We start from the raw sequence: 16,306 nt of genomic DNA, 5'->3' as shown, positions 1-16,306 counted from the left end.
GTCCTTTCAGAATCGATTTCCGCACACCACACAAGAGTCCCTTTGTACTCATGTGCGATTCCCCTGCCCTTGAGGGGGAGATGTCCGGCAGGACAGAGGGGGGCGCCAAGGATCGCGGCATCTCGGCAGTCGCGACTGGCGCGTTCTCCTCATGACCACCTTCACGCCAACCACTTCAGCCGAAGTCCTGTCCACCGTCGCCTGGGCCGTGGCGGAAGAGGCGCCGCTCGAAATCCTTGGCCATGGGTCCAAGCGCGGCATCGGCCGTCCGCTGCAAACCGAACATACGCTTGACCTGTCGAGGCTCACCGGCGTCACGCTTTACGAACCGGCTGAATTGGTGCTGTCGGCCAAGGCAGGCACGCCGCTGGCCGATATCGAGAACCTGGTGGCGGAAAACGGCCAGCAGCTTGCTTTCGAGCCGATGGACTACGGCCCGCTGCTCGGCGGCGAGCCTGGAAAAGGCACGATCGGCGGTGTGCTCGCCGCGAACCTTTCCGGTCCGCGCCGGCTGAAGGCGGGCGCGGCGCGCGATCATATTCTGGGCATCAATGTTGCGTCCGGCCGTGGCGAGGCCTTCAAGTCGGGCGGTCGCGTCGTCAAGAACGTCACCGGCTATGACATGTCAAAGCTGATGGCCAACAGCTGGGGCACGCTGGCTGTATTCACCGACGTCACTTTCAAGGTGCTGCCGGCCGCTGAAACCGAAGTCACGCTCGCAATCCGAGGTTTGCTCGACGATGCGGCCGCAGTAGCCATGGCATTGGCGCTCGGTTCGAGTGCTGAAGTGTCGAGTGCCGCCCATCTGCCGGAGCGCGTCGCCGCACGCGTCGCCGGCGGCGCGCTCGGCAGCGAGGCCGCCACGCTGCTGCGTGTCGAGGGCTTTGGTCCGTCGGTCGCTTACCGCATCGCCGCGCTGAAAACGTTGCTCGGCAATGCCGGGCCGCTGGAGGAGATTTCCGGAGAAATTTCACGGCTGATCTGGCGCGACGTGCGCGATTGCAGGCCCTTCGCCGACAGCAGCGAGAAACCGGTGTGGCGCGTGTCGATGACGCCGGGAGCGGGCCACCAGATGGTGCTGGCCTTGCGCATGCAGGCCGCCGTCAGCGCCTTCTATGACTGGCAGGGCGGCCTGGTGTGGCTGCGCATGGAACAGGGCGATCCGGAAGCCGCGCTGCTGCGCGGGCTGTTGCGGAAACACGGCGGCGGCCATGCGACGCTGGTGCGCGCCGCCCCTTCGCATCGCGCTGCCTCGCCGGTGTTCGAGCCGCAACCGCCGGCCCTGGCAGCACTCAGCCATCGGCTGAGGCAGGAATTCGACCCGAAGAACATCCTCAATCCCGGCCGCATGGCCTAGGACCTAAGCGCGATGCAGACCAATTTCTCCCTTGCCCAGCTTGCCGATCCGCACGTCGCGGAATCCGAGAAGATCCTGCGCAAATGCGTGCATTGTGGCTTCTGCACCGCGACCTGCCCGACCTATGTGACGCTCGGCAACGAGCTCGATTCACCGCGCGGCCGCATCTACCTGATCAAGGACATGCTGGAAAACGGCCGTCCCGCCGACAAGGAGATCGTCACCCATATTGACCGCTGCCTGTCCTGCCTTGCCTGCATGACCACCTGTCCATCGGGCGTCAATTACATGCATCTGGTCGACCATGCCCGCGCCCATATTCAGGAGACCTACAAAAGGCCGCTGCTCGACCGTCTGACCCGCGCCATGCTGGCCTTGGTGCTGCCCTATCCCGCGCGTTTTCGCGCTGCGCTCAAGCTTGCGAAGCTGGGCAAGCCGTTCATTGGTCTGTTCGAAAGGGTCCCGGCGCTGAAGCCGCTCGGCGCGATGCTCAAGCTTGCGCCGGCCTCGATCCCGGCGGCCTCGCCAAACGCTTCACCTGGCATCCATGCCGGGCAGGGGACCAAAAAAGGCCGCGTCGCCATCCTCACCGGCTGCGCGCAATCGGTGCTCGATCCCGCCATCAACGACACCACGATTTCGCTGCTGACGCGGCTCGGCATCGAGGTCGTGGTGCCGCAGGGCGAGGGCTGCTGTGGTGCGCTGGTGCATCATATGGGGCGGGAGCAAGCTGCCCTGGCCTCCGCAAGACAAAATGTCGACGCCTGGACCCGTGCGATCGAGCAAGATGGGCTCGATGCCATCGTCATCACCGCGTCCGGCTGCGGCACCACGATCAAGGACTATGGCTTCATGCTGCGGCTCGATCCGGCCTATGCCGACAAGGCCGCGCGCGTCTCGGCACTGGCCAAGGACGTCACCGAATATCTCTCGGGCCTCGACCTGCCCGAACCCGTGCGCAAGCCGGGCACCGTCGTTGCCTACCACTCGGCCTGTTCGATGCAGCACGGCCAGAAGATCACCCGCCAGCCGAAGGAGCTGCTGGCCAAGGCCGGCTTCATCGTGCGCGAGCCCCGCGAAGGCCATCTGTGCTGCGGTTCGGCCGGCACCTACAACATCCTGCAATCCGAGATTTCGGCCAAGCTGCGCGACCGCAAGGTGAAAAACATCGAGGCGACGGGTGCCTCGATCGTTGCCACGGGCAATATCGGCTGCATCACCCAGATCGCTTCCGCCGCGAAGCTGCCGGTCGTGCACACGATCAAGCTGCTCGACTGGGCCTATGGCGGGCCAAAGCCGGAAGGCGTGCTGGACGAGAGCCTGATCGCCGCGGAATAGCCCCGCCTGTCCGGCGTTATTCCGCCGCCAGCCGGTCCGCCGTGCCGTAGGTCGCCTCGTAGAGCGCGCGCTGGCGGCTGAGCGCCACCATCGTGTTGCGCAGCAGGATGGCGACCGTGATCGGGCCGACGCCGCCCGGTACGGGCGTGATCCAGGAGGCGACCTCGCGCACGCTTTCGGTGTCGACGTCGCCGACGATGCGGCTCGTCCCGTCCGGTCCGATTTCCGAATTGATGCCGATGTCGATGACGGCGGCGCCCGGCTTGACCATGTCGGCCTTGATCAGCCGCGGCTTGCCGACGGCGACGAACAGCGCGTCGGCGCGCCGCGCATGGGCGGCGACCGATCGCGTCATGTGGTGGCAGACCGTTACCGTCGCGCCCTCGCTCATCAACAGGAAGGCGATCGGTTTGCCGACGATTTCCGAATGGCCGACGATCACGACTTCCAGCCCCTTGAGGTCGAGGCCGGTCTCCTTCAGCAGCTCGACCGAAGCGGCCGCCGTGCAGGGGGCGAGGTCGAGCTGATTGTAGACGATGTTGCCGATCGAGGACGGATGCATGCCTTCGACATCCTTCAGCGGATGCACCGCCGCCTGCAGCGTCCTGATCGGGATATGGGCAGGGACCGGCCGCTGAATGATGATGCCGGTGACGCGCGGATCGGCATTCAGGCCGTGGATCGCCGCTTCCAGCTCTCCGGCGGTGATGGTGGCGGGAAAGCGCCTTTCCTCGAAATCGATGCCGGCCAATTCTGCCTTGGCGCGCTGGTTGCGCACATAGACATCCACCGCCGCGGTGTCGCCGACGGTGATCGAGATCAGCTTGGGCGCAAAACCTTCGGCTTTGGCAATCGCCGCGTCCTCGCGGACAGTTGCGATGATGCGCTGGGCAACCGGGCCGCCCTTGAGATAACGGCTATCTTCGGACAGGGGCATGGGTGAACTCTTTTGCTCTGAGTGTTGCCGCCGACATAGCAAAAGAACATCGGCAAGGGCAGCACGAAAGCGAACCGTCATGCCTCTTGCGCGACGTACCGACGAAAGCGTTTTTTGTTATGGATCAGACGCCGATCAAAACGGAAAGGGCAGCGCGGTTTCCCGTGCTGCCCTTCCTGACTGGCCGCATCCCCATACGACCCGTCCCCCGTTGTCCCTAAACTGGCCTGCAAAAGCAGATTGCATTGCAGGCCAAGTGATTCGCAAGACCTATCATATCACCTCGACGGTGGTTCCGACATTGACCCGTTCATAGAGGTCGACCACGTCCTCGTTGCGCATGCGAATGCAACCCGACGACACCGCGCCGCCGATCGTCCACGGCTGGTTGGTGCCGTGGATGCGGTATTCGGTCGTGCCGAGATAGAGCGCGCGGGCGCCGAGCGGGTTCTCCATGCCGCCGGCCAGGTAGGTCGGCAGATAGCGGCCCTTGGCGGCTTCGCGCTTGATCATCTGCGCCGGCGGGCGCCAGTCCGGCCATTCGCGCTTGTTGGTGATCTTGTGCGTGCCCGACCATTCGAAGCCCGGCTTGCCGGTGCCGACGCCATAGCGCCGCGCCTTGCCGTCCTTCTCGACCAGGAAAAGGAAATTCTGCGTGGTGTCGATGACGATCGTGCCGGGCTTCTGCGGGCCGTCATAGTCGACCTCCTGTGGCAGGAAGATCGGGTTGATCTGCGGACGCATGGCCACACGTTTCGCGGGCGGCTGCACCGCTGCCGTCTGCACTCGGTCGGGCTGTTGCGCAGCGCGCAGCCGCGGCTGCTGCTGCACGATCTGGCGGTTCTGTCGCACGATGCCGGGCGCATGGCCGAGCTGCAGCACCCAAGGGGCGGAAAGGTCGGGACTCACCATCACCGGAGGCCTGTCGACATAGCGGTCGCCGGCAGTCGAGGGCGTGACGCCGGCGGCAAACACAGCCATGGCACCGAGCATGGGAAACAGAATTGTCTTCATCGGAACGCACCTTGATCGTCTGATACAAACGGGTGGAAACGTCCTCCCGGTTCGGCGATCATTGGCGTGCGAGCAGCAACCGAAACATGAATCGGAATGCGTAAAATGCGCAAGTGTCAGTAAACTTTTTGGTGTGGTTACCGCCGGGTTCAGGAATCTGGTAAAGCCGCAGTAAATGCAGCGCAGAAGCATATTAACGAACGGATTTTTGCCTATGAACAAGGAAAACACCGGCCTGCTCGCCGGTCCCGACGGTGTCGCGCGCTGCTTCTGGCACGGCAATCTGCCTGATTACCTGCACTACCACGACCATGAGTGGGGACGGCCGGTCGCCGATGACCGCAGGCTGTTCGAAAAGATCTGCCTCGAGGGCTTTCAGTCGGGCCTGTCATGGCTGACCATTCTGCGCAAGCGGGAGAATTTTCGCGAAGCCTTCGCCAATTTCGAATTCGACAAGGTCGCCGCCTTCACCGACAAGGATGTCGAGCGCCTGCTCGGCAATGCCGGCATCATCCGCCATCGCGGCAAGATCGTCTCGACCATCAACAACGCCAAGCGTGCCCGCGAAATGGTGGATGAATTCGGCTCGCTGGCCGCCTGGTTCTGGAAGTTCGAACCCGGCAAGGATGAGCGGCCCGTGATCGTCGATCTCGCGCATCTGCGCGCCAACCCGACCACGGCCGTCTCTGTCCGGATTTCGAAGGAGCTGAAGAAGCGCGGTTGGAGCTTCGTCGGCCCGACCACGGTCTACGCCTTCATGCAGGCGATGGGTCTGGTCAACGACCATCTCGAGGGCTGCGTCTGCCGCAAAGAGGTTGAGAAGCAGCGGAAGGCGTTCAAAAGACCGAAATAGGGCTCCCCACCTCCCCCTTGTGGGGAGGTCGCGCCGAAGGCGCGGGTGGGGGTAACTTCAGGTGCCGTTGGCACTGGCCAGCACCAGGCCGGCGACGATCGCCACCACCGTGGCCACTGTTGGATAGATCACCAGCAGGCCGGTCATCAACGCGTCGCGCATGGATGGATCCTTGCCGGCGTCGGCGGCTACTTCGAACGGCCTGGCAGCCTGGCTGACCATTTTCGGAGCGTGGATGTCGGCCGGGCGCAAGCGTGCGGGCAATTCGCCGGCATCGCTGTCGATGGCATGGAATCTTGCTGTGCTGGTCATCGCCGCGAACCCCTCAATTCGGCGCGTTTATCCCTTGCGATTGTGTCGGCACGATGCCGCGCCCATGGCCGGATTGTTTCACTTTCGGCGCGTTTCTGTTTCAGGGGCGGCTGAAACGAAGGCGGGCGCTCGCACCCATCTCTCTGAGAGAGTGCAGATGGGGTGCGCCTCGGCGGCCTTGCCGCACAAAGCCGCTTCGGCTAGGACACGCGCACTTGAAACAAGTCCGCATTTACCAAACAAAAAAGATCCAGCTCATGGCCGACAAATCGGAAAAGACGAAAGCGCGACTGCCGCGCGGTTTTGCCGACCGCAGCGCAGAGGACATCCGCGCCGTCGAGAAGATGATGGCGACGATCCGCTCGGTCTATGAACTCTATGGCTTCGAACCGGCCGACCAGCCGTTGATCGAATACACGGATGCACTCGGAAAATTCCTGCCCGACCAGGACCGGCCGAACGAAGGCGTGTTCTCCTTCCAGGATGACGACGACCAGTGGCTGTCGCTGCGCTATGACCTGACTGCGCCGACGGCGCGCTTCGTCGCCGAGAATTACGAGCGCCTGCCCAAACCCTATCGCAGCTATCGCTCCGGCTGGGTGTTCCGCAACGAGAAGCCGGGTCCTGGCCGCTTCCGCCAGTTCATGCAGTTCGATGCCGACACGATCGGCACGCCTGGCGTGGCCGCCGATGCCGAGATGGCGATGATGATGGCGGATGTGATGGAAGCGCTCGGCATCAAGCGCGGCGACTACGTCATCCGCGTCAACAACCGCAAGGTGCTGGACGGCGTGCTGGAGGCGATCGGCCTTGGCGGCGACGAGAATGCCGGCCGCCGGCTGACGGTGCTGCGCGCGATCGACAAGCTGGACAAGCTCGGACCGGAAGGGGTGAGGCTTCTGCTTGGGCCGGGGCGCTGGGATGGCGGCAAGGAAGGCGAAGGCGACTTCGCCAAGGGCGCCGGGTTGAACAGCGGGCAAGCCGAGGCAGTCCTTCTCGCGACGGCGAGGAATACACAGGCCGGCCAGGATGCCATGGTCAGTTCGAACGCAGTCTACCAGGAAGGTGTGGGCGAACTCGCGACGATTGAAGCCTTGGTCAGGGCGGCCGGATATGGCGAGGACCGTATTGCCATGGACCGTTCCGTCGTGCGCGGCCTCGAATATTACACAGGCCCAGTCTTCGAGGCCGAGCTGTTGGCTGAAATCCCCAATGAGGACGGCCAGATCGTGCGCTTCGGCTCGGTCGGCGGCGGCGGCCGTTATGATGGCCTCGTCTCGCGCTTTCGCGGCGAGCCGGTGCCGGCGACCGGTTTCTCCATCGGCGTCTCCAGGCTGATGACCGCGCTGAAGAACCTCGGCAAGCTCGACGCCTCGGACGTGATCGCGCCGGTCGTGGTGCTGGTGATGGACAAGGATACCGACAGCCTCGGCCGTTACCAGAAGATGGTGTCGGAGCTGCGTGCCGCCGGCATCCGCTCCGAAATGTACCTCGGCGGCGCCGGCATGAAAGCACAGCTCAAATATGCCGACCGTCGCGGCTGCCCGGTCGCAATCATCCAGGGGGGCGACGAGCGCGCCAAGGGCGAGCTGCAGATCAAGGACCTGATCGAAGGCGCGCGCATGTCGGCCGAGATCACAGACAACGCCGAATGGCGCGCCGCCCGTCCGGCGCAGGTGACGGTGGCGGAGGGCGAACTGGTCGCCGAGGTGAAGAAGATTTTGGCGGCGCAGGCTGCCGATCGCGCGAAAGGTGGCGCTTGAACACTCCCCTCTGGCCTGCCGGCCATCTCAGGCCAGAGGGGGGTGCCTCGCGCCCATCCGATCGATGACCTCCCGCTACCCCGCCATCGCAGCCGACATCACCAACCTCTTCGCCTCCCGCGACACGCATGCGGTCGAGGTCGCGGTGCTGCAGCCGGCCGACCCGTTCCTCGACATGGCCGGCGAGGATCTGCGCCGCCGTATCTTTCTGACGGAAAGCGAGACGGGGCAGACATTGTGCCTGCGGCCTGAATTCACCATTCCGGTCTGTCTCGACCACATAAATTCGCAGGCCGGGACGCCGCGGCGCTATTCCTATCTCGGCGAGGTCTTTCGCCAGCGGCGCGAGGGCGGCAACGAGTTCTTCCAGGCCGGTATCGAGGACCTCGGCGACCGCGACACCGCTGAAGCCGATGCCCGCTCGCTGGCGGACGCGCATGCGCTGCTTTCCTTGGTGCTGCCCGGCCAGGCCCTGGCGATCACGCTCGGCGACCAGACCATTTTCGAGGCTGTGCTGGCTTCCCTTGGCCTGCCGCGCGGCTGGCGCATGCGTCTTGCCCGCGCCTTCGGTTCGGCGCCGATGCTTGAGGCGGCACTCGCCGATCTCGCCAACCCGCCGCGCAACGGCCAGCTCTCCGGCTCGGTCGCTGCTCTTGTCCTCGACGGTGATCTGGACGGACTTTCCGCCCACATCGCCGGCGGCATGGAAGAGGCGGGGCTGTCGGCGTCCGCCGGACGCCCGCCATCCGACATTGCACGGCGGCTGATCGAGAAAGCCGAACTGCGCAGCGTGCGGCTGTCGAACGAGGCCTTCGCGGCGCTGAAGGGTTTTCTGGCGATCGACGTGCCGCTCGACGGCGCGGCCGAGGCGCTGGCCTCCTTCGCCAGCGCTGCCGGGCTTTCGCTCGATACCGCGCTGGAGAAGTTCGCTGCCCGCGCCAGGGCGATCGAGGCGCATGGCCTGCCGGCCGGAAAAATCCGTTACGATGCCGCCTTCGGCCGTCCGCTCGATTACTACACCGGCCTGGTTTTCGAAATCGCGGCTGACAATGGTGACCGGCCCTTGGCCGGTGGCGGCCGCTACGACCGGCTGCTGACCTTGCTTGGCGCGAAGACGCCGATCCCCGGCGTCGGCTTTTCCGTCTGGCTCGACCGCATCGAGGCGTTGCGGGAGACGGCGCCATGATCACGCTCGCGATCCCGTCGAAAGGCCGCCTGAAGGAGCAGGCGCTGGAAACACTGGCCAAAGCCGGACTTGCGGTCAGCCTGCCCGGCGACGAACGCAAGTACCACGCCCGCGTCGAGGGCCTGGACAATGTCGAAGTCGTGTTCCTGTCGGCTTCCGAGATATCAGGCGAGATCGGCCAGGGCACGGTCGATCTCGGCATCACCGGCGAAGATCTGGTACGAGAGAACCTCGCTGACTGGGAGACCCGCGCCGAAATCGTCGCCCGTCTCGGCTTTGGCAGTGCCGATGTCGTGGTTGCCGTGCCGGACATATGGCTCGACGTCGACACCATGGCCGACCTTGACGATGTCGCCGCCGATTTCCGCCAGCGCCACGGCAGGCGATTGCGCATCGCCACCAAATACTGGCGGCTGACCCAGCAATTCTTCTCGCAGAAGCACGGCATCCAAGTCTATCGCATCGTCGAGAGCCTTGGTGCCACCGAAGGCGCGCCGGCCGCGGGGCTGGCCGATGTCATCGTCGACATCACCACCACTGGCTCGACGCTGCGCGCCAACCATCTCAAGGTGCTTGGCGATGGCCTCGTGCTGCGATCGCAGGCCTGTCTCGTGGCGTCGAAGAAGACACGGGCGGCGGCGGATGAAGCGATCCTGCGCGACATTGCCGTGAAGGTAGCGGCAGCGGTCGGATAGCGGCGGCCCTTCCCGCCCGCCACTATCCTCGGCGCTTCGAACCCAGCTTGACAAAAACCCTGACGACGGCCGGTCCGGCGATGTAGATGCCTTTGTGCCGGCAGCGTTTCATTGACTTGTGAGGGCAGTTATGCTACTAATTTGGCTATGGTGCTGATTTGCGCCAGTGACCCGCCGCCCAGGCGGGTTTTTGCGTTTTGATGCTTCGTCAGCAAGCGCGAGTCTCCGAAGCATCGTTGACCGGGTCGTTGCCTCGACACGACTTTCGGCGGGATTTTCACCACGCCCTCGGGCTGATAGGTTTGGCCAGCCCCGGGAGGAGAGAGCGATGCCAGTCAATCTCGACGAGCTGAAGAGCGCCACCAGTTTGCGCGGACGCGGAGCGCGCAATGGCGGTGTTTTCGTAGCACCTGTCGACGGCAAGGCGCATGTCTCGGGGGAGCGCAACGTGCCGCTGCTCGACATGACAATCCCGGCGCTGTTTTCCGACACGGTCAGCAAATACGGCACGCTCGATGCGGCCGTTTTCGTCGATCAGGACAAGCGCTTCACCTGGAGCGAACTGTCGGACACGGTCGACGCGCTGGCCGCCGGCTTCCTGGCGCTGGGGTTGGTAAAGGGCGATCGCGTCGGCATCTGGTCGCCCAACCGCTGGGAATGGCTGGTGACGCAGTTTGCCACTGCCCGTATCGGCCTGATCCTGGTCAACATCAACCCGGCCTACCGGCTGACCGAGCTCGACTACGCGCTGAACAAGGTTGGCTGCAAGGCGCTGATCACCGCGGCCAAGTTCAAGACCTCCGACTATCTCGGCATGATCGAGACACTGGCGCCGGAGATCGCGAAGGCCACGCCTGGCAAGCTCAAGGCGCAAAAGCTGCCGGCGCTGAAGATCGTCATCCGCATGGGCGACGAGAACTCACCCGGCATGTTCAATTTCGGTGATGTGCTGGCCATGGCCGGGCGCGACGAGCATGACAGCCTCGACCGCATCTCGGAGGGGCTGAGACCGGGCGAGGCCATCAACATCCAGTTCACCTCGGGCACGACAGGGGCGCCCAAGGGCGCGACGCTGACCCACAGCAACATCGTCAACAACGGCAATTTCGTCACTTCGGCGATCAAGCTCACCGTCGACGACCGGCTCTGCATCCCGGTGCCGCTCTATCACTGTTTCGGCATGTCGATGGGCACGATGGGCTGCGTCTCGAAGGGCGCGACCATGGTTTTCCCGGGCGAGGGGTTCGACCCCGGCGCCACGCTGAAGGCGGTGGCTCGGGAACGCTGCACCGGGCTCTATGGCGTGCCGACCATGTTCGTCGCACTCCTCGACCATCCGGACTTCCCGTCCTTCGATCTCTCCAGCCTGCGCACCGGCATCATGGCCGGCTCGCCATGCCCGATCGAGGTGATGAAGAAGGTGGTGTCGCTGATGCATATGGAGGAGGTGACCATCGCCTATGGCATGACCGAGACCAGCCCGGTCTCGTTCCAGAGCGGCGTCGACGATCCGCTGGAAAAGCGCGTCTCGACCGTCGGGCGGGTCCATCCCCATGTCGAGGTCAAGGCGGTCGATGCCGATGGCGCCACCGTCGCCGTCGGCGCGCCGGGCGAGCTTTGCACACGCGGCTATTCCGTGATGAAGGGCTACTGGGACGACGAGGAGAAGACCCGCGAGGCGATCGACAGCGACGGCTGGATGCACACCGGCGACCTCGCCACCATCGACGCCGAGGGCTATTGCAACATCGTCGGCCGGGTCAAGGACATGGTCATCCGCGGCGGCGAGAACGTCTACCCGCGCGAGGTCGAGGAATTCCTCTACCGCCATCCCAAGGTCAAGGAAGTGCAGGTGTTCGGCATTCCCGACGCCAAATATGGCGAGGAGCTGTGCGCCTGGATCGTGCTCAAGCCCGGCCAGATCGTCACCGAACAGGAAATCAAAAACTTCTGCGCCGGCCAGATCGCCCACTACAAGATCCCCCGCTACATCCGCTTCCGCTCCGAATTGCCGATGACGGTGACCGGCAAGCCGCAGAAATTCCTGATGCGCAATGCGATGATCGAGGAACTGGGATTGGTGACGCAGAAGACGGCGTGAGTATAGGCTTTCCGCAAGGTTCGCAGAAACGCACAGGGCCTGAATGAGTGGTTTCGCGCGATCGGTGACTTCTTATGCGATGCCGTTGGCCGCCTTGGTGATGGCTGTCGCAGTCAGAGCCAGCGGGCTGTCGGTAGACGAAGGTTCGCCGAGCGTCAGGATCCTTGTCGGAACGCTTTCGAGTGCGATCATGTTTATCACCATTTTCGTGGTGCTCGACCACGCCGAAGCGGTAGCTCGGCGTGTAGGGGAGCCTTACGGTACGTTGGTGCTGACTTTTGCCGTGACGGCAATCGAAGTGTCGATCATCGTTTCCATGATGCTGCATGGAGAGAACAACCCTACGCTTGCACGTGAGTCCGTCTTCTCGACGGTGATGATTACATCTACCGGCGTTGTCGGCACGTGTCTCACGCTTGGCGGCTGGCGCCATCGCAAGCAGGCAATCGTTCGACAAGGGACCAGCGCATATCTGGCGGTTCTGGCCGCGCTGACCGTCATGACGCTTATTCTGCCGACCTACACACGAACTACGGGTCCTGGCACATTTTCAGCAGCTCAACTTGGTTTCGTGAGCGTGCTTTCGGTGCTGCTTTATGCAAGTTTTGTGTTCGCGCAGACTGTCCGGCACCGAGACGACTTTATCGAAGGGCAGGCGCACAGCGTGTCGCTGCGAACTGCCCCTCACGAAAGCATCTCTGCCAGCACTTTGCTCCTGTTAATCGGGCTGATTGGCATTGTCATGCTCGCCGAGCAAGTCGCCGCAAGTGTTGAAAATACGCTCGTTACCTATCAGGTGACACAGGCTGACAGTATTGTGGGGGCATTGATCGCGGGGCTGGTTTTGATGCCAGAGGCCATTTCGGCGGTTCGCGCTTCCCTCAACAATGAGTTGCAACGCGGTTTGAATGTCGCGATGGGTTCCGCTTGCGCTACAATTGGTTTGACAATACCGGCGGTCGCAGCCGCCAGCCTGCTGACGGGAAGAGGGTTAACCTTGGGGCTTCCTGCGACTGACACAGTGCTTTTGATTTTAGCGCTCTTCATATGCAACGTGAGTTTTAGTACTGAAAGAACGACATTCCTGACCGGCATGATCCATCTTGTAGTATTTTTTACTTATATATTTTTGATATTTGTACCGTGAAAGCTTTGGTTCGAGCGGGCAATTACTGCGCGAATGAGGGGGCCGCTATTGGTGACGCTGAAGACGGCGTGAGGGCGCAGGTGCGACGTCCCTCATAGCCTCACCCCTCGTATTTGAGGTGATCGATGAAGGCGCGCAGCTTCGGCAGGATCTGGCGTTTGCCGGGATGGTAGAGGAAAACGCCCGGCGTCGTGGCGGCGACGCCGTCCAGCACCGATCTGAGTTTTCCCTGTTCTATGGGGCCTGCGGCGACGGGACGAGGCGTCTGGGCCAGCCCGATGCCCTGTATCGCCGCACCGAGCAACGTCGGATAGTCGTGCGCGATCAATGGACCTGACACCATCGCCTCGATTGCCTCGTTGCCGTCGACGAATGACCAGGGTGCAAGGGCGCCGTTCGAGCGGCGCAATCGCAGGCAGGCGTGGTGGCGCAAGTCGTCCACACGCTCGGGGCGGCCGTGGCGTTCGAGATAGTCCGGGCTGCCGACGACGACGAAGGGGAACGCTGGCGTCAGCCGCACGGCGACCATGTCGGGCGCGATGAACTGGCCTAGGCGGATGCCGGCATCGAACCCGCCGGTCGCGAGATCGACCATCTCGTCGCTCGCGGCGATCTCCAGTTCGATCTCGGGATAGGCCCGGCAGAACGATGCGATCATCGGCTCCAGGATCAGCGGCACGACGGCGCGGGGTACGGAGAGGCGCAGCAGCCCGGTCGGCCGTTGGCCAAGGTCGCGTACGGCCTCGCCTGCCGCGACGAGTTCCTCGAAGGCAGGGCCCGCACGGTCGAGGAACCGCTGACCGGCCTCGGTCAAACCGACGCTTCGCGTCGTGCGGACGAACAGCGCCGCACCCATGCGGGCTTCCAGCGTGCGCACCGCCTGGCTCACGGCGGATGGCGTCACCCCGAGATCGGCTGCGGCACGGCGGAAATTGCGCCGCCTGGCGACGGCCAGGAAAGCCTCGACGCCCTCCAGCGCACCGTGTCGGACTGTGTAGTTCTGCTTCATGGGTTGTGATGATTACACCGGCTAGTCGAACTATGAAAGCGGGCCTAGAGGTAATCGACTGGCTGGGAGGCCGCGTGAACCAGCTGCTGACAGGAGGCCAAATGTCCACCGAAATGCTGTTCCAAATCCATCTCGTTCTCGGCTATGTCGCGTGGCTGCTTTGCTTCGGCGCATACGGGCTGCCGTGGCTGAGCTCAATGGACCGGGTCGGAGCGCAGCGCGCCATCGCCACGCTGCACAGCTTCCGCTTCTTTGGCCTCGTGTTCATCCTGCCGGGCGTCGTAAGCCCCGATCTGCCAGCCGGTTTCGCCGTGTTCGCCGCCTATGGCGATTTCGCGACAGGGGTGCTGGCGATGCTGGCGCTGCTCACGGTGAGGCTACCGCAGCTCTTCTGGCCGCTCGTCGTCGCTTTCAACCTGGTCGGAATGACCGACCTCGTCGTCGATTATTACCACGCGATACAGGTCGGCCTCCCTGCACATGCGGAGCAGCTGGGCGCCACCTACGCGATCCCGATCATCTATGTACCGCTGCTGATGATCACGCACATCGCCGCATTCTATTTTCTGGCGCGCCCTCACCAAAACGCGACTCGAGCCATTGCAGAAGATGCGAGTGCTTCCTAACCGTGGCGAACGCGGTGCCTTTCAGCTGTGATGCCGGATGTATCGCGCTCGTCAGGCAAGTCGGGCGCGCTTCAAGTCGGGCTGCTTATGGCCGATTGGTCAGCTCCTGCTCCAGATCGACCAGTTCCTTGCCGCCAGCCATCAGATTGAGCAACTGGTCGCGATCAATGTCGCTTTTTGCGTAAGTGCCAGTGCTTTTGCCGCGCTTCAACAACGTGAAACGATCGCCAACCACATAGGCGTGATGAACGTTGTGGGAAATGAAGATGACACCGATGCCGCGCGCCTTCGACTGCACGACAAGCTTCAGAACCACGGAAGCCTGATGGACTCCCAGCGCGGATGTCGGCTCATCCAGGATCAGAACCTTGGCGCCGAAATAGACGGCGCGGGCGATGGCCAGGCACTGACGCTCGCCGCCTGAAAGCGTGCCCACGGGTTGTTCGGGATCGCGCAGCTGGATCCCCATCGCCGACATCTCGTCATACGCCGTGCGGTTCGCGAACTCGGTGTCAAACTGCCGGATCAGTCCGAACTTCCGCATCGGCTCGCGCCCGAGAAAGAAGTTTCGCGCCACGCTCATCAGCGGCACCAGAGCGAGGTCCTGGTAGACGGTGGCAATGCCGCTGTTGCGTGTATCGGCCGGTGAGGCAAACCTTGCGGGCTTGCCCTGAACGCGGATCTCACCTTCGTCAGGTGTATAGACGCCGGACAGCGTCTTGATCAGCGTCGACTTGCCGGCGCCATTGTCGCCAAGCAGACAATGCACCTCGCCAAGACATACATCGAAAGATACGTCCTTCAGCGCAACGACCGAGCCAAAATACTTGCTGACCGATTTCAGTTCGACATAGGGCTCGGCCATCACCGGCTCCTCATGGCGCGGTTGCGCACGTAGCTGTTGAACAGCACCGCGATGACCATCATGGCACCCATGAACAGCTTGAACCAGTCTGTGTCGATGCCGGTGTAGAAGATGCCCATTTGCACCACGCCGAAGATCAACGCTCCGAACATGGCGCCTACGGCCGATCCGTAGCCGCCGGTAAGCAGCGTGCCGCCGATGACGACGGCAATGATGGCCTCGAATTCCTTTTGGGTTCCGCGTAGCGTGTCGGCCGAGCCCGTGACCAGAACCTGGATCGCCGCAAAGAGCGCGGCCGCCATCGCCGTCATGACGAACAGGGTGATCTTGGTGCGTGCAACCGGCACGCCGAGGTTGCGCGCGGCATTGGCTTCACCTCCCGCGGCGAAGATCCAGTTGCCGAAGCGGCTGCGGGTCAGCAACCAGGTACAGGCCAAGGTCAAGACGATCCACCAGACGATGGACACCGGAATGCCGGAGATCGACGGCAGGCCGTCCGCGCGTTTGCCGATCAGGCCGATGTCCGAAAGCCAGGCGATGGGGCCGGAAAGTACCTGTCCCGAGAACAGGCTGTTGAGGGGATCGTTCAGGGCCAGTTCGTGCACGCCTGAAACCTGCGTTCGCCCGGATATGCCGCGCGTGAGGCCGAGCGTCAGGCCGCGCAGCATGAACAGGCTTCCGAGCGTCACGATGAAGGAGGGCAATCCGGTTCTGACCACGGCCAGCCCGTTGAGCGCGCCGATGCAGCCGCAAACAGCAAAGCAGAACAGCAGGGAAAGCCAGATCGGCCAGCCCCAGAACACCGAAGGGATGGCGATCAGGATGCCGGCAAACCCGATCATCGAGCCGACCGACAGGTCGAACTCACCCGCGATCATCAAAAGCGCCACGGGAGCGGCGAGAATGCCAAGCTGGGCGGAGACTTCAAGGAAATTGATGATCCCCTTGGCGCTGAAAAGCCCGGTATTTCCCGCCGTGATGGCGAAGAACACAAAGACCAGAACGGTTCCGGCCGCCGCGCCAAGTTCCGGCCTGCTCAGAAGACGGCTCAGGCGGGAGACGGAGCGGACCCGCTCGTCGCGAAGCTCTACGGTCATTGATGC

General features: G+C 63.3%; 15 protein-coding genes. 9 read left to right on the top strand and 6 right to left on the bottom strand.

Features of this window, described 5'->3' with window-relative positions; genetic code table 11:
* The first annotated feature begins 151 nt into the window (after positions 1–151).
* Positions 152–1,357: an FAD-binding protein gene (locus NKJ01_RS26380; RefSeq protein ID WP_352732423.1), complete on the top strand. Its 1,206-nt coding sequence runs from the start codon at positions 152–154 to the stop codon at positions 1,355–1,357.
* 12 nt (positions 1,358–1,369) lie between these two features.
* The gene (gene glcF / locus NKJ01_RS26375; protein ID WP_352732420.1) at positions 1,370–2,695 is read left to right on the top strand and encodes a glycolate oxidase subunit GlcF; all 1,326 of its coding nucleotides are present in this window, start codon (positions 1,370–1,372) and stop codon (positions 2,693–2,695) included.
* Positions 2,696–2,711: 16 nt separating this feature from the next.
* On the opposite strand, the gene NKJ01_RS26370 is transcribed toward glcF, so the two are convergent.
* Entirely contained in the window at positions 2,712–3,632 is a 921-nt protein-coding gene (locus NKJ01_RS26370; protein WP_352732417.1) for a bifunctional 5,10-methylenetetrahydrofolate dehydrogenase/5,10-methenyltetrahydrofolate cyclohydrolase, read from the bottom strand.
* A 273-nt stretch (positions 3,633–3,905) separates the two neighbouring features.
* Positions 3,906–4,646: a L,D-transpeptidase gene (locus NKJ01_RS26365; protein WP_352732414.1), complete on the bottom strand. Its 741-nt coding sequence runs from the start codon at positions 4,644–4,646 to the stop codon at positions 3,906–3,908.
* Between the two features lie 214 nt (positions 4,647–4,860).
* Here NKJ01_RS26365 and NKJ01_RS26360 point away from each other — a divergent pair, with 214 nt between their 5' ends.
* On the top strand, positions 4,861–5,499 hold the full coding sequence (locus NKJ01_RS26360) for a DNA-3-methyladenine glycosylase I (RefSeq protein ID WP_352664294.1): 639 nt from the start codon (positions 4,861–4,863) through the stop codon (positions 5,497–5,499).
* Positions 5,500–5,556: 57 nt separating this feature from the next.
* On the opposite strand, the gene NKJ01_RS26355 is transcribed toward NKJ01_RS26360, so the two are convergent.
* Entirely contained in the window at positions 5,557–5,811 is a 255-nt protein-coding gene (locus NKJ01_RS26355) for a hypothetical protein (RefSeq protein WP_352732411.1), read from the bottom strand.
* 257 nt (positions 5,812–6,068) lie between these two features.
* Between NKJ01_RS26355 and hisS the strand changes: the two genes are divergently transcribed.
* From hisS to NKJ01_RS26330, 5 genes are all read left to right on the top strand, one after another.
* Positions 6,069–7,574, top strand: a complete 1,506-nt coding sequence (gene hisS, locus NKJ01_RS26350; RefSeq protein WP_352732408.1) for a histidine--tRNA ligase — start codon at positions 6,069–6,071, stop codon at positions 7,572–7,574.
* 64 nt (positions 7,575–7,638) lie between these two features.
* Entirely contained in the window at positions 7,639–8,760 is a 1,122-nt protein-coding gene (locus tag NKJ01_RS26345; RefSeq protein ID WP_352732405.1) for an ATP phosphoribosyltransferase regulatory subunit, read from the top strand.
* On the top strand, positions 8,757–9,455 hold the full coding sequence (gene hisG / locus NKJ01_RS26340) for an ATP phosphoribosyltransferase (protein WP_352732403.1): 699 nt from the start codon (positions 8,757–8,759) through the stop codon (positions 9,453–9,455). The genes NKJ01_RS26345 and hisG overlap by 4 nt, the downstream gene beginning before the upstream one ends.
* Before the next feature lie 328 nt (positions 9,456–9,783).
* On the top strand, positions 9,784–11,556 hold the full coding sequence (locus NKJ01_RS26335; protein WP_352732400.1) for an AMP-binding protein: 1,773 nt from the start codon (positions 9,784–9,786) through the stop codon (positions 11,554–11,556).
* 190 nt (positions 11,557–11,746) lie between these two features.
* Positions 11,747–12,703, top strand: a complete 957-nt coding sequence (locus NKJ01_RS26330) for a calcium:cation antiporter (RefSeq protein ID WP_352732398.1) — start codon at positions 11,747–11,749, stop codon at positions 12,701–12,703.
* Positions 12,704–12,803: 100 nt separating this feature from the next.
* Here the strand turns inward: NKJ01_RS26330 and NKJ01_RS26325 are convergent, their stop codons facing one another.
* Positions 12,804–13,712, bottom strand: a complete 909-nt coding sequence (locus tag NKJ01_RS26325; RefSeq protein ID WP_352732396.1) for a LysR substrate-binding domain-containing protein — start codon at positions 13,710–13,712, stop codon at positions 12,804–12,806.
* A gap of 101 nt (positions 13,713–13,813) precedes the next feature.
* Between NKJ01_RS26325 and NKJ01_RS26320 the strand changes: the two genes are divergently transcribed.
* The gene (locus tag NKJ01_RS26320; RefSeq protein ID WP_352732393.1) at positions 13,814–14,338 is read left to right on the top strand and encodes a DUF8737 domain-containing protein; all 525 of its coding nucleotides are present in this window, start codon (positions 13,814–13,816) and stop codon (positions 14,336–14,338) included.
* Between the two features lie 85 nt (positions 14,339–14,423).
* Here NKJ01_RS26320 and NKJ01_RS26315 read toward each other — a convergent pair whose 3' ends face one another.
* Positions 14,424–15,203, bottom strand: a complete 780-nt coding sequence (locus NKJ01_RS26315; RefSeq protein WP_352732390.1) for an ATP-binding cassette domain-containing protein — start codon at positions 15,201–15,203, stop codon at positions 14,424–14,426.
* Positions 15,203–16,300: an ABC transporter permease gene (locus tag NKJ01_RS26310; RefSeq protein ID WP_352732388.1), complete on the bottom strand. Its 1,098-nt coding sequence runs from the start codon at positions 16,298–16,300 to the stop codon at positions 15,203–15,205. Before NKJ01_RS26310 ends, NKJ01_RS26315 begins: the two co-directional genes overlap by 1 nt.
* Positions 16,301–16,306 lie beyond the last annotated feature (6 nt).

Source organism: Mesorhizobium sp. M0276 (assembly GCF_040321755.1).
Classification (GTDB): Bacteria; Pseudomonadota; Alphaproteobacteria; order Rhizobiales; family Rhizobiaceae; genus Mesorhizobium.
This window is presented reverse-complemented; position numbering and strand designations above follow the sequence as displayed.

Coding starts and splice junctions, on each gene's coding strand:
- NKJ01_RS26380 (WP_352732423.1), top strand. CDS start 152: ATGACCACCTTCACGCCAACCACTTCAGCCGAAGTCCTGTCCACCGTC.
- glcF (WP_352732420.1), top strand. CDS start 1,370: ATGCAGACCAATTTCTCCCTTGCCCAGCTTGCCGATCCGCACGTCGCG.
- NKJ01_RS26370 (WP_352732417.1), bottom strand. CDS start 3,632: ATGCCCCTGTCCGAAGATAGCCGTTATCTCAAGGGCGGCCCGGTTGCC.
- NKJ01_RS26365 (WP_352732414.1), bottom strand. CDS start 4,646: ATGAAGACAATTCTGTTTCCCATGCTCGGTGCCATGGCTGTGTTTGCC.
- NKJ01_RS26360 (WP_352664294.1), top strand. CDS start 4,861: ATGAACAAGGAAAACACCGGCCTGCTCGCCGGTCCCGACGGTGTCGCG.
- NKJ01_RS26355 (WP_352732411.1), bottom strand. CDS start 5,811: ATGACCAGCACAGCAAGATTCCATGCCATCGACAGCGATGCCGGCGAA.
- hisS (WP_352732408.1), top strand. CDS start 6,069: ATGGCCGACAAATCGGAAAAGACGAAAGCGCGACTGCCGCGCGGTTTT.
- NKJ01_RS26345 (WP_352732405.1), top strand. CDS start 7,639: ATGACCTCCCGCTACCCCGCCATCGCAGCCGACATCACCAACCTCTTC.
- hisG (WP_352732403.1), top strand. CDS start 8,757: ATGATCACGCTCGCGATCCCGTCGAAAGGCCGCCTGAAGGAGCAGGCG.
- NKJ01_RS26335 (WP_352732400.1), top strand. CDS start 9,784: ATGCCAGTCAATCTCGACGAGCTGAAGAGCGCCACCAGTTTGCGCGGA.
- NKJ01_RS26330 (WP_352732398.1), top strand. CDS start 11,747: ATGTTTATCACCATTTTCGTGGTGCTCGACCACGCCGAAGCGGTAGCT.
- NKJ01_RS26325 (WP_352732396.1), bottom strand. CDS start 13,712: ATGAAGCAGAACTACACAGTCCGACACGGTGCGCTGGAGGGCGTCGAG.
- NKJ01_RS26320 (WP_352732393.1), top strand. CDS start 13,814: ATGTCCACCGAAATGCTGTTCCAAATCCATCTCGTTCTCGGCTATGTC.
- NKJ01_RS26315 (WP_352732390.1), bottom strand. CDS start 15,203: ATGGCCGAGCCCTATGTCGAACTGAAATCGGTCAGCAAGTATTTTGGC.
- NKJ01_RS26310 (WP_352732388.1), bottom strand. CDS start 16,300: ATGACCGTAGAGCTTCGCGACGAGCGGGTCCGCTCCGTCTCCCGCCTG.